Source organism: Streptomyces sp. TLI_55, assembly GCF_900206255.1.
Lineage (GTDB): Bacteria > Actinomycetota > Actinomycetes > Streptomycetales > Streptomycetaceae > Streptomyces > Streptomyces aquilus.
Window position 1 is genome coordinate 2,531,482 of sequence record NZ_OAOJ01000001.1, and the last position, 14,869, is coordinate 2,546,350.

At 70.8% G+C, this 14,869-nt stretch carries 12 protein-coding genes; 4 read left to right on the plus strand and 8 right to left on the minus strand.

Annotated features, from left to right (window positions below; genetic code table 11):
* The gene (locus CRP56_RS11820) at positions 1 to 975 is read right to left on the minus strand and encodes a carbohydrate kinase family protein (RefSeq protein WP_097263055.1); all 975 of its coding nucleotides are present in this window, start codon (positions 973 to 975) and stop codon (positions 1 to 3) included.
* 133 nt (positions 976 to 1,108) lie between these two features.
* On the opposite strand from CRP56_RS11820, the gene CRP56_RS11825 reads away from it, so the two are divergent.
* On the plus strand, positions 1,109 to 1,318 hold the full coding sequence (locus CRP56_RS11825; RefSeq protein ID WP_097263056.1) for a hypothetical protein: 210 nt from the start codon (positions 1,109 to 1,111) through the stop codon (positions 1,316 to 1,318).
* 153 nt (positions 1,319 to 1,471) lie between these two features.
* On the plus strand, positions 1,472 to 3,232 hold the full coding sequence (locus tag CRP56_RS11830) for a hypothetical protein (RefSeq protein WP_179850990.1): 1,761 nt from the start codon (positions 1,472 to 1,474) through the stop codon (positions 3,230 to 3,232).
* 93 nt (positions 3,233 to 3,325) lie between these two features.
* Here CRP56_RS11830 and CRP56_RS11835 read toward each other — a convergent pair whose 3' ends face one another.
* Positions 3,326 to 3,682, minus strand: a complete 357-nt coding sequence (locus CRP56_RS11835; RefSeq protein WP_030794551.1) for a HesB/IscA family protein — start codon at positions 3,680 to 3,682, stop codon at positions 3,326 to 3,328.
* 243 nt (positions 3,683 to 3,925) lie between these two features.
* Between CRP56_RS11835 and nadA the strand changes: the two genes are divergently transcribed.
* A complete protein-coding gene (gene nadA / locus CRP56_RS11840) occupies positions 3,926 to 5,110 on the plus strand; it encodes a quinolinate synthase NadA (RefSeq protein WP_097273956.1) in 1,185 nt (394 codons plus the stop codon).
* 10 nt (positions 5,111 to 5,120) lie between these two features.
* Here the strand turns inward: nadA and CRP56_RS11845 are convergent, their stop codons facing one another.
* The 6 genes from CRP56_RS11845 to CRP56_RS11870 form a co-directional block, all read right to left on the minus strand.
* Positions 5,121 to 7,373: a protein kinase domain-containing protein gene (locus CRP56_RS11845; RefSeq protein WP_097263058.1), complete on the minus strand. Its 2,253-nt coding sequence runs from the start codon at positions 7,371 to 7,373 to the stop codon at positions 5,121 to 5,123.
* Positions 7,374 to 7,474: 101 nt separating this feature from the next.
* Entirely contained in the window at positions 7,475 to 10,582 is a 3,108-nt protein-coding gene (locus tag CRP56_RS11850) for an efflux RND transporter permease subunit (protein WP_097263059.1), read from the minus strand.
* Between the two features lie 135 nt (positions 10,583 to 10,717).
* Positions 10,718 to 11,398, minus strand: a complete 681-nt coding sequence (locus CRP56_RS11855; RefSeq protein ID WP_097263061.1) for a response regulator — start codon at positions 11,396 to 11,398, stop codon at positions 10,718 to 10,720.
* 73 nt (positions 11,399 to 11,471) lie between these two features.
* Positions 11,472 to 12,689 (minus strand): sensor histidine kinase, encoded by a 1,218-nt coding sequence (locus CRP56_RS11860; protein ID WP_097263064.1) that lies wholly within the window; start codon positions 12,687 to 12,689, stop codon positions 11,472 to 11,474.
* A gap of 124 nt (positions 12,690 to 12,813) precedes the next feature.
* On the minus strand, positions 12,814 to 13,092 hold the full coding sequence (pspAA, locus tag CRP56_RS11865) for a PspA-associated protein PspAA (RefSeq protein ID WP_097263066.1): 279 nt from the start codon (positions 13,090 to 13,092) through the stop codon (positions 12,814 to 12,816).
* A 32-nt stretch (positions 13,093 to 13,124) separates the two neighbouring features.
* Positions 13,125 to 13,919: a PspA/IM30 family protein gene (locus CRP56_RS11870; protein ID WP_097263068.1), complete on the minus strand. Its 795-nt coding sequence runs from the start codon at positions 13,917 to 13,919 to the stop codon at positions 13,125 to 13,127.
* A gap of 205 nt (positions 13,920 to 14,124) precedes the next feature.
* On the opposite strand from CRP56_RS11870, the gene CRP56_RS11875 reads away from it, so the two are divergent.
* Complete coding sequence (locus CRP56_RS11875; RefSeq protein WP_097263070.1) at positions 14,125 to 14,799, plus strand: DUF3043 domain-containing protein; 675 nt, start codon at positions 14,125 to 14,127, stop codon at positions 14,797 to 14,799.
* The last annotated feature ends 70 nt before the right edge of the window (positions 14,800 to 14,869 follow it).

The window sequence follows — 14,869 nt, forward strand, 5'->3', positions numbered from 1 at the left end:
CTACGCCAGGTGCTTCTGGACCTCGGCGGCGGCCTCGTCGCCGTACGCCTTGGTGAAGCGCTCCATGAAGTGGCCGCGGCGCAGCTGGTACTCCTGGGTGCCGACGGTCTCGATGACGAGGGTCGCCAGCATGCAGCCCACCTGGGCCGCCCGCTCCAGCGAGACGCCCCAGACCAGGCCCGACAGGAACCCGGCGCGGAAGGCGTCGCCGACGCCGGTCGGGTCGGCCTTGCGGTCCTCCTCCGGGCAGCCGACGACGACCGGCTCCTCGCCGGCCTTCTCGATCCGTACGCCTCGGGCGCCGAGGGTGGTGACCCGGTGGCCGACCTTGGCGAGGATCTCCTCGTCGCTCCAGCCGGTCTTGGACTCGATGAGGCCCTTCTCGTACTCGTTGGAGAAGAGGTACGTGGCGCCCTCCAGCAGGACCCGGATCTCGTCGCCGTTCATCCGGGCGATCTGCTGGGAGAAGTCGGCGGCGAAGGGGATCGCGCGGGAGCGGCACTCCTCCGTGTGGCGGAGCATCGCCTCCGGGTCGTCGGCGCCGATGAGGACCAGGTCGAGGCCGCCGACGCGGTCGGCGACGGTCTGGAGCTCGATGAGGCGGGCCTCGCTCATCGCACCGGTGTAGAAGGAGCCGATCTGGTTGTGATCGGCGTCGGTGGTGCAGACGAACCGGGCGGTGTGCAGGGTCTCGGAGATACGGACCGAGGCGGTGTCGACGCCGTGCCGGTCCAGCCAGGCCCGGTACTCGTCGAAGTCGAAGCCTGCGGCGCCGACCAGGATCGGCTCGGTGCCCAGCTGACCCATGCCGAACGCGATGTTCGCGCCGACGCCGCCGCGGCGGACGTCGAGGTTGTCGACCAGGAAGGAGAGCGAGACCGTGTGCAACTGGTCCGCGACCAACTGGTCGGCGAAGCGGCCGGGGAAGGTCATGAGGTGGTCGGTGGCGATGGAGCCGGTGACTGCGATGCGCACGGCGTGGACTCTCCTGTGGGGAGAAACTGGATTGACAGTTCACGCTACCTGGTCCGTGCGGGCCTCTGAAGCGGCCAAAACTACCCGATAGTAGATCTTTCTTCGCGGGCTCCGTCGTGCCTACGGTGCCGTCATGACGAACCTCAAGGCCCCTCCCCCCGCTCCGGCCGACCTCGACGGCGATCTGGCGTCGCTGCGCGGTGACTGCGCACGTATGGTCCCGCACTGGGCCGCCCCCGACCGGGTTGCCTCCCACCCGGTCTCCCCCTCCCTCATCCACGGGGTGAAGGTGCCGACGAAGTCCGCCCGCCTGCTGGACGCGATGTCCGACTACGGAGACTGAGCCCCGGCGCGCTGAAGGGAACCGTGCGCTCCCCCGCTGCGTCCCATCGCTGTCCCCCGTAAAGGGGATGCGGGATACGACCCTCCGTCCGGCCGTTTTGACAGGGCCGGGTCAGGGTCACAGGACAGCTGCGCGGCCGAAGGAGCGAATGCGGTGAACACCGAGCGACCCGACAACGACGACGACGCCGAGGTCGTCGACACGGACACGGGCGCCGATGAGGCTGCCGAGGAGGCCACGGAAGCGGTCGCCGAGGGGGCCGGCGAAACGACGGATGCCGCTGCCGAGACGACGGAGGCTGATGCCGAGGCCACGGAGGCGGATGCCGAGGCCACGGAGGCGGATGCCGAGGCCGTCGGCGATTCTCATGAGCCGGTCGTCGCGGCCACGGCGGACCGGGACGACTCCGAGCACCCCACCCGGCGTCGCTCCCCCGTGCTCATCGCCTCCGTCGCCGCGGCCGTGCTGCTCGTCGGCGGTGGTGGGGCGTATCTCGCCACCGGCGCCGCGAGCGGCTCGGGCGGCGGTGGTACGACGTCCGGGGCGCCCGGCGACGACACTCCCCCGCCGCTGCATCTGGACGGCTACACCGACGGGGGCGGCACCGGCGGCATCGCCCCCGGGGAGCCGAACCCGTACGGCGTGACCTACCAGGCCGACGGCACGCTCCCCGACGGCCCCGACTCCGCGCCCGTGTACCGGGCGACCGGCGAGGTCACCAAGGCCGAGGTGGCCCGGCTGGCCGAGGCGCTCGGGGTGACCGGGACGCCGGTCCTGGAGGGGAAGGCCTGGAAGGTGGGCGGGCAGGACGCCGCCGGGCCGAGTCTTCAGGTGAACCAGCTCGCGCCGGGGACCTGGACCTTCCACCGGTACGCGCCCGGCACCGACGACTGCAAGAGCGAGACGGTGTGCGCGAGCGACCCCGCCGCCCCGGCCGTCGCCCCGGTGAGCGAGGACGTCGCCAAGAAGGCTGCGGCGCCGGTCCTGAAGGCGGTCGGACAGGACGACGCGAAGATCGACGCGAGCCAGGTCATGGGTGCGCAGCGGGTGGTGAACGCCGATCCGGTGGTGGGCGGGCTGCCGACGCACGGCTGGACGACCGGCGTCGTGGTCAATGTGCAGGGCGAGGTGGTCGGCGGCAGCGGGCAGCTGAAGGCGCCGGTGAAGGGTGACACGTACCCGGTCGTGGGTGCGGAGAAGGCGCTGGAGCTGATGAACGCGCGGCCTGCGGCCGACCATCGGATGGGGATCGGCGGCTGCGCCAGTCCCGTACCGCTGAAGGACCGCCTGGAGGCGCCCTGCGGTTCGTCGTCGTCCGGCGCTCCGAAGGCCGGTACGCCGCAGCCTTCGCAGCAGGACACCATCACCGTCGAGAAGGCCGTGTTCGGGCTTGCCGCGCAGTATGTGGACGCACGGCAGACGCTGGTGCCGTCCTGGCTGTTCGAGGTGAAGGCGGCGGGGGCGCAGGACCCCTTCACGGTGACGTATCCGGCGGTCGACCCGAAGTACATCGCCTCGCCGACGCCGTCCGCGGTGCCGAGCGGCGAGCCGACCGCTCCGCCGAGCCCGCGGCCGACCGGGCCGGGTTCCGACGAGCCGACCGCGGCGCCGGCCACGCGGGACGTGCAGGTGGACGGCTACACCGCCGACGGGAACGAGCTGACGGTGAGCTTCACGGGCGGTGTCTGCGCCGACTACAAGGCGGCCGCGGTCGAGGGCTCGGACCAGGTGACGGTCACGGTGACGGAGACGCCCTGGCCGGACAAGGTCTGCATCATGATCGCCAAGGTGTACCACCAGAGCGTGCGGCTGGATGAGCCGCTGGGCGACCGGAAGGTCGTCGGCTCGGACGGCAAGGAGATCCCGCTGGAGAAGGCGGGGGCCCGGCTGCCGAAGACCTCCGGGGCGCGGTAGCCCCGAAGCCCGGAGAACAGCTGAAGGCGGCGGCCCTGTCGGAGGGGGCCGCCGCCTTCGCGTGTGTTCAGTTCTTCGGCCGAGCCGTGGGGCTTAGCTGAAGGAGTCGCCGCAGGCGCAGGAGCCCGTCGCGTTGGGGTTGTCGATCGTGAAGCCCTGCTTCTCGATGGTGTCGACGAAGTCGATGGACGCGCCGCCCAGGTACGGGGCGCTCATGCGGTCGGTGACGACCTTCACGCCGTCGAAGTCCTTGACGACGTCACCGTCGAGCGAGCGCTCGTCGAAGAAGAGCTGGTAGCGCAGGCCGGAGCAGCCACCGGGCTGGACGGCGACACGCAGGGCCAGGTCGTCACGGCCTTCCTGGTCGAGCAGGGCCTTGACCTTCGCCGCGGCGGCGTCGGACAGGATGATGCCGTCGGTGACGGTGCTGGTCTCGTCCGATACGGACATCTACATCTCTCCCGGGTTGTACGGAGACTGCTTGCCGACTGGTGCAACCGGCAAGGCCGCGGATTCATTCCGGGCCGGGCGCCGTTTTTCCGGCGTCTTCTTCATGCTCGCACACCTGACAGGCGGCGGAAAATGCCGCGTCGGGATTCATGTCACATCGACGCAATGACCATCGTCAAAGTGACGTGAACCGGGTTATGATAGATAACGTCAGAACGACGAAAAGTAGAAAGGGTGCGTGTCGTGACCACCGCCCAGACCCAGGAGCTCGACGTACAGCCGACGCCCCTCGCCCTGCTGCTCCTCGGCCGTGAGGCCGACCCGAAGAGCGAGCGGGGTGTGGAGTGTCCCGGCGACCTGCCCTCGCCGTCCGACCCGGACCTGGTGGAGCGCGCCCGTGCGGCCAAGGAGAAGCTCGGGGACAAGGTCTTCGTGCTCGGCCACCACTACCAGCGCGACGAGGTCATCCAGTTCGCCGACGTCACGGGCGACTCCTTCAAGCTGGCCCGGGACGCGGCCGCGCGCCCGGAGGCCGAGTACATCGTGTTCTGCGGTGTGCACTTCATGGCGGAGTCGGCGGACATCCTGACCAGCGACGACCAGAAGGTCGTGCTGCCCGACCTCGCGGCCGGGTGCTCGATGGCCGACATGGCCACCGCCGAGCAGGTCGCCGAGTGCTGGGACGTGCTGACCGAGGCCGGCATAGCCGAGCAGGTCGTGCCGGTGTCGTACATGAACTCCTCGGCCGACATCAAGGCGTTCACCGGCAAGCACGGCGGTCTGATCTGCACCTCTTCGAACGCCAAGCGGGCGCTGGAGTGGGCCTTCGAGCAGGGCGAGAAGGTCCTGTTCCTGCCCGACCAGCACCTCGGCCGCAACACCGCCGTCCGGGACATGGGCATGTCCCTGGAGGACTGCGTCGTCTACAACCCCCACAAGCCGAACGGCGGCCTGACCGCCGAGCAGCTGCGGGCCGCGAAGATGATCCTGTGGCGCGGCCACTGCTCGGTGCACGGCCGGTTCTCGCTGGACTCGGTCAACGACGTGCGCGAGCGCATCCCCGGCGTCAACGTCCTGGTCCACCCCGAGTGCAAGCACGAGGTCGTGGCGGCCGCGGACTACGTCGGTTCGACCGAGTACATCATCAAGGCGCTGGAGGCGGCCCCTGCCGGTTCCAAGTGGGCCATCGGCACCGAGCTGAACCTCGTACGCCGGCTCGCCAACCGTTTCGCGCCCGAGGGCAAGGAGATCGTCTTCCTCGACAAGACGGTCTGCTTCTGCTCGACCATGAACCGCATCGACCTGCCCCACCTGGTGTGGACGCTGGAGTCGCTCGCCGAGGGCAAGCTCGTCAACCGCATCGAGGTCGACAAGGAGACCGAGGCGTTCGCGAAGCTCGCGCTGGAGCGGATGCTGGCGCTGCCGTAACCCCTGGTGCTCACCCCGAGGAGAAGTCCTCCTCGGGGTCAGAGGGGTCTGAGGGGTCGGACGGGTCCCCAGGGTCCAGGCCGAAGACCGTGCCGTCCGGGGTGACGGCGATCAGCGCGCCGCCGTACGGCAGCACCCGGGCCTTGGTCGTGCCGCCGTCGGAGATCTTCTCGGCGTGGGGGCCCGTCTCCCACAGCTTCTCGCCGTCGCGGGCGTCGAGCGCGGCCACCCGGCCGCTGGGGCCGGCCACGAAGACGGTGCGGGTCTTGGCGTCGTAGGCGGGCGGGCCCGAGTTCTCCACGCCGGTGGTCGTCTGCCACGCCTGCCTGCCGGTCAGCGGGTTCACGGCGGACACCCGGCCGTCGACCTCGGTGATCCACAGGGTGCCGCCCGCCAGGGTCGTGGAGCCCGTGTAGGTCTTCGTCAGCTTGATCGTGGTGCGCTTGCCGGTGTCCGGTTCGATCAGCAGGACCTGGCCGAAGGTGGAGTCCTCCAGGGCGTCCGGACCGCTGTGGTTCGCGGGCAGCACGGCCAGCAGGCCCTCCACCGTGCCGGCCACGCCGCTCTCGTACGGCGTATTGATGCGCTTGACCACCGAGCCGTCCGACCGGTTCAGCCGCAGGAGCTGTGCGTCGGTGCCGCCCCGCTGTGGGAAGCAGTGCTCGTACAGGGCGGTGCCCACCGTCAGGAACGCGCAGTTGTTGCCGGACGGCAGCTCGGCGGTCCAGCGGTCCAGGCCGGTGCGCGGGTCGCGGGCCGTCACGATCCGGCCGCCGGGGTCGACGGTCAGGACGATCTCGCGCGACAGGATCAGCTGGGCGTTCTGGTCGTTCACCTCGCGCCGCCACAGCTCGTCGCCGCGCTGCACGTCGAGGGCGATGACATGGACCGTGGCCCGGGAGGAGTCCGCGTCGGCCACCGACTGCCGGATCAGCACCGTGCCGTCGTGCACCCCGAGGACCGAGGCGTCGTAGGTCTTCTTCGTGCTGCCGGTCGAGGCCAGGGAGGCGCGCCAGAGCGTGGTGCCGGTGCGCGCGTCCAGGCGTTCGGGGAGCACGTGGGCGCCCGCGCAGTAGACGGCGTCCCCGCTGCGCACGCAGGAGGCGTCGCCGATCTCACCGGCCGCCGTGCCCAGCGGCTGGATCTCGCCCCACCGCGCGGGCTCGGACACCGTGGTCCGCCAGGGCTGCCAGCCGTCGGGCAGCGGCGCCCATCGGGAACCCGGGTCGTCACTCGTCGCCGAGGCGTCGTCCGGGGTCCCGAACTGCGCGTAGCCGAGCGCCCCCAGGGCCAGCGCGCCGACCGTGCCGGCCGCCACCAGCAGGGGACGGAGCCTGCGCCGGCGACGCCCGCTCGTCGTCGGGGCGGCCGAGCCGGTCCCCGCGTACGTCTCCTCGACGGTGTGCAGATCGCCCAGCCTCAGGGTCGTGGTGTCCGGGTCCAGGGGGTCCGGCTCGGGCAGGGCCTCGGCGAACTCCTTGGCCAGGACGTCGAGTTGGGGGCGTTCGGCGGGGTTCTTGACCAGGCAGCGCTCCAGGACCGTCCGCAACCGCTCGGGGACGCCGTCCAGTCCGGGCGGCTCGTGGACGACCCGGAAGGCGGTCAGGTACGGGCTGTCGGCGTCGAAGGGGCCGCGGCCGGTGGCCGAGAAGACGAGGAGCGCGGCGAGGGAGAAGACGTCCGAGGCGGGGCCGACCGTGCGGGCGTCGGTGAACTGTTCCGGGGACATGAACGGCGGGGTGCCGATCATCTGGCCGGTCTCGGTGAGGGTCTGGTGGTTCTCGGCGGCGCGGGAGATGCCGAAGTCGATGACGCGGGGGCCGTCCTCGGCCATCAGGACGTTGGCGGGCTTGAGGTCCCGGTGGACGACTCCGGCCCGGTGGATGTCCCGCAGCGCCTCCACCAACCCCAGGGCCAGCCGCCGCAGTTGGGGGCCCTTGAGGGCGCCGTGGTCGCGGATGCGTTCGGCGAGGGAGCTGCCGGGGACGTACTGGGTCGCCATCCAGGGCCGTACCGCCTCCGGGTCGGCGTCCACCACGGGCGCGGTGAAGGCGCCGCTGACCTTGCGGACGGCCTCGATCTCCTGGCGGAAGCGGGCGCGGAAGACCTTGTCCTCCGCGTACTGGGCGTGCACCACCTTGACGGCGACGTCCCGGCCCGAGCGCGATCTGCCCCAGTAGACGACGCCCATGCCGCCGGAGCCGAGCCGGTCGACCAGCTTGTACCCGCCGACCGACTTCGGGTCGTCCTTGTGCAGTGGCACGACCGTATGTCCCTTCCCACGCACGGCAGTTCGAGGCCACAGAATACGCAGACACACAGAGAGAGGGCGGCCGGTCGCCCGGCCGCCCTCTCAGGGGCGGGTCACACGCCCGCGGGTTCCGGCTGGGCCGGCGCCTCCGCCTTCTTCTCCCGCTTCAGGGCCCGCTTCTTCGCGCGGCGCTCCTTGCGGAGCTCCAGCATCGTGTAGAGCGTCGGGACCAGGAGCAGGGTCAGCAGCGTCGAGGTGATCAGACCGCCGATCACGACGACGGCCAGCGGCTGGGCGATGAAGCCGCCCTCGCCGGTGACCCCGAGGGCCATCGGGAGCAGGGCGAAGATCGTCGCCAGGGCCGTCATCAGGATCGGGCGGAGCCGGTGCCGGCCGCCCTCGATGACGGCGTCGACCGTCGCATACCCCTGCCTGCGGTACTGGTTGATGAGGTCGATCAGCACGATCGCGTTCGTCACCACGATGCCGATGAGCATCAGCATGCCGATCATCGCGGGGACGCCCATCGGGGTGCCGGTGAGGATCAGCAGGCCGATCGCGCCCGTCGCCGCGAACGGGATGGAGACGAGGAGGATCAGGGGCTGCACCAGTGACCGGAACGTCGCCACCAGCAGCATGAAGACGATCGCGATCGCCGCGAGCATCGCCAGGCCCAGGTTCTTGAACGCGTCGTCCTGGTCGGAGGTGACACCGCCGATCTCGGCCGTGGCGCCCGCCGGGAGCTTCAGCGCGTCGAGCTTGGACGTGAGGTCCTGGCTCACCGCGCCCGTGTTGTCGCCGGTCGGCTTGGCGGTGATGGTCGCCGCGCGCTGGCCGTCGATCCGGGTCATCGACACCGGGCCGTCCACCAGCTTCACCGTGGCGATGTCGCCCAGCTTCACCGGGCCCAGCTTCAGGTTCCGCAGCTCGTCCAGCGTCCGGGCGGGCTTCGCCGACCGGATGACGACATCGCGCTCGGTGTCGTCGAGGATCGCCTTGGCGGCGGTGGTGCCCTTGACCGCCTGGGCGACGGCCTGGCCGAGGGTCTGGTCGTTGAAACCGGCCGCGGCGGCCTTGGAGTTGGCCTTCACCGAGATGCGCGGGACGCTCTCGGCGAGGTTGCTGGTGACGTCGGTGACGTCGTCCAGGCCCGCGACGGTCTTGCGCACTTCCTCGGACGCCTCGCGCAGGACGTCCGCGTCGGCCGCCTTCACGACGACGCTCAGGTCCTGGTTGCCGAAGCCGTCGCCGGCCGCGATGGTCGTCGTACCGATGCCGTCGAGCTTCTTCAGACCGGCCTCGATGCTGTCCTGGACCTCGTCGGAGGAGGCCGAGTCGTCCAGCATCACCGAGTAGGAGGCCTGGTTGGTGTCGGTGCCGCCGCCGAAGGCGGCCATGAAGCCGGACGAGCCGATGGTGACCTGGTAGTCCTTGACGCCCTCGGTGTCGGCGAGCAGCCTCTCGACCTTCTTCGCCTGCGCGTCGGTCGCGGCCAGGCTGGTGCCGGGCTTCAACTCCTGCTTGACGGTGAGGACTTCCTGCTCGCCCTGGTCGAAGAAGTTCGTCTTCAGCAGCCCGGACATGCCGAACGTGCCGATGAGGATGACGACCGCGATGAGCACGCTGGTCAGGCGCCGCCGGGTCGCGAACCGCAGGACGGGGACGTAGAGCCGCTGGAGCCTGCTCCTCGCCTCCTTCTCCTCGGCGAGACGGCGGGCCTCCTCCGCGTCCTCGGGAGTGTTCTTCGGGGCGCGCAGGAACCAGTACGACAGAACGGGCACGACCGTCAGCGAGACGACGAGGGACGCGAGCAGCGCCGCCGTCACCGTCAGGCTGAAGGAGCCGAAGAGCTCGCCCACCATGCCGCCGACCAGGCCGATCGGCAGGAACACGGCGACCGTGGTGAGGGTGGAGGAGGTGACCGCGCCGGCGACCTCGCGGACCGCCTTGAGGATGGCTTCCTGGCGCTCCTCGCCGTAGCCGAGATGGCGCTTGATGTTCTCCAGGACCACGATCGAGTCGTCGACGACCCGGCCGATGGCGATGGTCAGCGCGCCCAGCGTCAGCATGTTCAGCGACAGGTCACGCGTCCACAGGACGATGAGCGCCAGCACCACCGACAGCGGGATGGAGACCGCCGTGACGAGCGTGGAGCGGACGGACGCCAGGAAGACCAGGATGACGAGGACCGCGAAGAGCAGGCCGAGCGCGCCCTCCGTGGTCAGGCCCTCGATGGCCTTGGCGACCGCCGGGCCCTGGTCGCTGACGACGGTGATCCGAGAGCCGCTGCCGAGGTCCTTGCGCAGGGCGGGCAGCTTGTCCTCGACGGCGTCGGAGATGGAGACCGCGCTGCCGTCCTTGTCCATGGTGACCATGACGGCGAGGCTGGGCTTGCCGTCGGTGCGGGTGAGGGAGTCGGGGGCGGCCTCCTCCTGCTTCACGGTGGCCACGTCACCGAGCCGCACGGGCTTGCCTCCGGCCGCGCCGGTGACCATCAGGTCCTGGATCTGCGCGACCGAGGTGAAGCCGCCGCCGACCTGGACGGTGCGGTTGGCGCCGTCCTCGTCGAAGGAGCCGGCCGGGACGGTCGCGCCGCCCGCCTGGAGGGCCTGGGCGAGGGCGGCCGAGGTGAGAGAGGCCTTCGCGAGCTTGGCGTCGTCCGGGGTGACGGTGACCTGGAGGTCGCGGACGCCGTCGACGGTGACCTGGCCGACGCCGTCAATGGACTTCAGCTCCGGGACGACCGTCTTGTCGAGCTGGTCGGCGAGGGCCTGCTGGTCCCTCTCCGAGGTGACGGCGAGCACGACGGTCGGCATGTCGTCCGTGGAACCGGCGATGACCTGCGGGTCCACGGAGTCCGGGAGCTGGACGCGGGCCCGGTTGACGGCCTGCTGGACGTCGGCGACGAGCTGCTTGGTGTCGGGGCCGTAGTCGAAGGACGCCATGATCACGGCGTTGCCCTCGCTGGCCGTCGAGGTGACGCCCTCGATGCCGTCGACGGCTTCGAGGCTGTCCTCGAGGGGCTCGACGACCTGCTTCTCGACGACGTCCGGGGCGGCGCCCTGGTAGGGGGCCAGCACGGACACCATGGGCAGCTCGATGGAAGGCAGCAGCTGCTGCTTGAGCTGGGGGATCGCGATCGCGCCGAAGGCGAGCGCGATGATCGACATCAGGCCTATCAGGGCACGCTGGGCGAGGCTGAACTTCGACAGCCAGGACATGGGTCAGGGATCTCAATTCTGTGAGCGGCAGAAGCGGCCCCTACACCCTGTGTCCTGTGGGGCGGGTGTTTCGTAGCCCCCAGGTCCATTTCCTTATCCGGCGCATACTCCGGCCGCAGTACGCCGGGGTGGAGTTCACTCCACCCTTGGACGTACCAGCCCCGACTCGTAGGCGATCACCACCAGCTGCGCCCGGTCCCGCGCGCCCAGTTTCGCCATGGCCCGGTTGACGTGCGTCTTCACGGTCAGCGGGCTGACCTCCAGCCGCTCGGCGATCTCGTCGTTGGAGTGTCCGCCGGCGACCTGGACGAGGACCTCCCGCTCCCGCACGGTCAGTGCCTCCAGCCGGGCGGTGCGGGCGGGGTCCGCGGTCTCGTCGGCGTCGCCCTGGGCGAGGAAGCGGGCGATGAGGCCCTTGGTGGCGGCCGGGGACAGCAGCGCCTCGCCGCCGGCCGCGATCCGGATCGCGCTGAGCAGCTCCTCGGGCTCGCTGCCCTTGCCGAGGAAGCCGGAGGCGCCGGCCCGCAGCGACTGCACCACGTAGTCGTCGACCTCGAACGTCGTCAGGATGACCACGCGGACCTGGGCGAGGGACGGGTCCTCGCTGATCATGCGGGTGGCGGCGAGACCGTCGGTGCCGGGCATCCGGATGTCCATCAGCACGACATCGGCCCGCTCCTCCTTGGCCAGCCGCACCGCCTCCGCCCCGTCGGAGGCCTCCCCCACGACCTCCATGTCGGGCTCGGAGTCGACGAGCACCCGGAAGGCGCTGCGCAGCAGGGCCTGGTCGTCGGCGAGCAGGACGCGGATGGTCATACGGGGTCCTCTACGGGAGACGGTCCAGTGCTACGACAACTGCCGCGGGGTGCGCCTGAGTTCCGCGGGTCGGTCATACGGGGTCGGCGGCGCCGCGGCCGCGGGTCTTGACCGGCAGGATCGCATGGACGCGGAAGCCGCCACCGTAACGGGGACCGGTGGTGAGGGTGCCGCGCAGGGCGGTGACGCGCTCCCGCATGCCGAGCAGCCCGTGTCCGCCGCCGTCCGCGGGTTCCCCCTCGCCGGCTCCGTTGTCGAGGACGGTGATCTCGATGTTCGGTCCCACGCGGACGACGCTGACCTCGGCCTTGGCCTCGCCGCCGGCGTGCTTCTGGACGTTGGTGAGGGCTTCCTGGATGACCCGGTAGGCGGCCAGGTCGACGGCGGCGGGCAGGGTGGTGCCGGCGTCGGCGCGGGCGACCTCGACATGCAGGCCCGCGCTGCGGAAGGTGCCGACGAGTTCGTCGAGGCGGTCGAGGCCGGGGGCGGGCTCGGTCGGGGCCTCGGGGTCGCCGGACTGCCGGAGCAGGCCGACGGTGGCGCGGAGTTCGTTGAGCGCGGAGCGGCTGGCCTCGCGCACATGGGACAGCGCCTCCTTGGCCTGGTCGGGCCGCTTGTCCATGACGTGCGCGGCGACGCCCGCCTGGACGTTGACGAGGGCGATGTGGTGGGCGACGACGTCGTGCAGATCGCGGGCGATGCGCAGCCGCTCCTCGGCGACGCGGCGGCGGGCCTCCTCCTCACGGGTGCGTTCCGCCTTCTCGGCGCGGTCCTGGATGGCCTGCACGAAGGCACGGCGGCTGCGGACCGCGTCGCCCGCGGTGGCGCCGATGCCGGTCCAGGCGAAGATGCCGAGGTTCTCCTGGGCGTACCAGGGCAGGGGGCCGCCGAGCATGGCGGCGGCGGTGAGGACGGTCATCGTGAGCAGGCCGACCCGCCAGGTGGTGGGGCGGTCGGTGGTGGAGGCGACGGTGTAGAGGGCGATCACCGCGGACATGGCGACGGGGGCGCGGGGGTCGCCGGTGACGCACTCGACGATCGAGAAGGTGCCGGTGAGGGCGAGGACCGTGATGGGGGCGCGGCGGCGGAAGACGAGCGCGGCGGCGCTGAGGCCGATGAGGACGAGGCTGAGCGGGTCCGGGGTGCGGATGCCCCAGGTGACTCCGTCGGGGCCGCGCGGGTCCACGAAGGAGCCGACCACCATGCAGGCGAGGACGCCGACCGCGAGGATCGCGTCCAGCGCCAGGGGGTGCGCCTTCAGCTGGTGCCGGATGCGATCGACGGTACTCACGTCTGACAAGGTACGGGTGCCCTGCCGGGGGCGGAACGGGGGCCACCTGTAGGTTTGCTGTCTTCTTGCCCGGCGTCGGTCGCGGCCGCACCGGGGGCTGCGCCCCCGGACCCCCGCTAAAAAGTCACCCCGGGATCAACCCGTCGTCGCTCAGCATCTCCCGGACCTCGTCCAGCGTCGCGTCCGGGGACGGGAGGATCAGGTCCGAAGGTTCCAGGGAGTCGTCCGGCACCGGGTCGCCGAGCTCCCTGACCTTGGCCAGGAGGGCGTCGAAGGTGCGGCGGAAGCCGGGCCCGTCGCCGTTCTCCATCTCGGCCAACAGCTCGTCGTCCAGCTTGTTCAGCTCGGTGAGGTGGCCGTCGGCCAGCCTCACCTGCCCCTCCCCCATGATCCGTACGATCATGTCGCCCTCCTAGGCGTGGGCCCCGCCGTCCGTCACTGCTTGTCGAAGCGCGGGGTGTCCTGCGGCTGCTGCTGGGACTGCGACTGGCTCGCGCCACCCTCGATGGCCTGCTGGGAGGAGGAGCCTCCGGCCAGCTCGGCCTTCATGCGCTGCAGTTCCAGCTCTACATCCGTACCACCGGAGAGCCGGTCCAGCTCGGCCTGGATGTCGTCCTTGTGCATGCCGGACTGGTCGTCGAGGGCTCCGGAGGCGAGGAGTTCGTCGATCGCGCCCGCGCGGGCCTGCAGCTGGGCGGTCTTGTCCTCGGCGCGCTGGATGGCCATGCCGACGTCGCCCATCTCCTCGGAGATGCCGGAGAAGGCCTCGCCGATGCGGGTCTGGGCCTGGGCCGCGGTGTACGTGGCCTTGATGGTCTCCTTCTTCGTACGGAAGGCGTCGACCTTGGCCTGGAGCCGCTGGGCCGCCAGGGTGAGCTTCTCCTCCTCGCCCTGGAGCGTCGCGTGCTGGGTCTCCAGGTCCGTGACCTGCTGCTGGAGGGCGGCCCGGCGGGACAGCGCCTCACGGGCGAGGTCCTCGCGGCCGAGCGCGAGCGCCTTGCGGCCCTGGTCCTCCAGCTTGGAGGACTGCGACTGCAGCTGGTTGAGCTGGAGTTCCAGGCGCTTGCGGGACGTGGCCACGTCGGCCACCCCGCGGCGGACCTTCTGGAGCAGCTCCAGCTGCTTCTGGTACGAGTAATCGAGGGTTTCGCGAGGGTCCTCGGCCCGGTCAAGGGCCTTGTTCGCCTTCGCGCGGAAGATCATCCCCATACGCTTCATGACACCGCTCATGGGCTTCGCGCGCCCCCTTCTGACGGACTCCAGCTCCAGCTCTGCGACAGAACCCACAGTACGGGCCCTGCATCCATTGACGCACTGTTCGGGGACGGATGCGCTCATCCCCAAGGACGACTGCCCCAGGCCTTGCTCCGGCGTGAGGAGTAGGTGACCTTCAGGGTGAGCAGTCGGTCACCGGACGTCCCCTCTGTCCCCCTACATGACGACTGGTGTTGCCGGATCGTTCCCCACCGGGCTGGGGTCCAACCCCGGGCACCCCGTACCCTTGGGTTTTGTGTTCCGTAGCCGTGCCACCAAGGAAGAGAAGGCCACCGCCGCCCAGGCCCCGGTGACCGACTCCAAGCAGCCCCGCGATCCGCAGGCCCCCAAGGGTCGCCCCACTCCCAAGCGGAGTGAGAGCCAGTCCCAGCGCCGCAGCGTCGCCAACACCACGACGACGCGCAAGGACGCCGCCCGGCGCCAGCGCGACGAGCGTCGTGCCGCGATGGAGCGGCAGCGCCAGGCGCTGGCCGGCGGTGACGAGCGGTACCTGCCCGCGCGTGACAAGGGCCCGGTCCGCAAGTTCGCCCGCGACACCATCGACTCGCGGTTCAACGTGGCGGAGTTCTTCCTGCCGATGGCCGTGATCATCCTCGTGCTGAGCATGGTGCAGGTGGGCGCGCTGCAGAGCATCGCGCTGCTGCTGTGGCTCGTCGTGATCGTGCTGATCGTGCTCGACTCGATCCTCACCGGCTTCCGCCTGAAGAAGCGGCTCGCCGAGCGCTTCCCGGACCACAACCGGAAGGGCGCGGTGGCCTACGCCCTCATGCGCTCCCTCCAGATGCGCCGGCTCCGGCTGCCCAAGCCGCAGGTCAAGCGCGGAGAGCGGCCCTGAGCACAACGCCGTTCACCGGGGGCGCGGAGGCCTGGCTGAACAAGCTGGGCGGACTGCGGGACGTCGTACG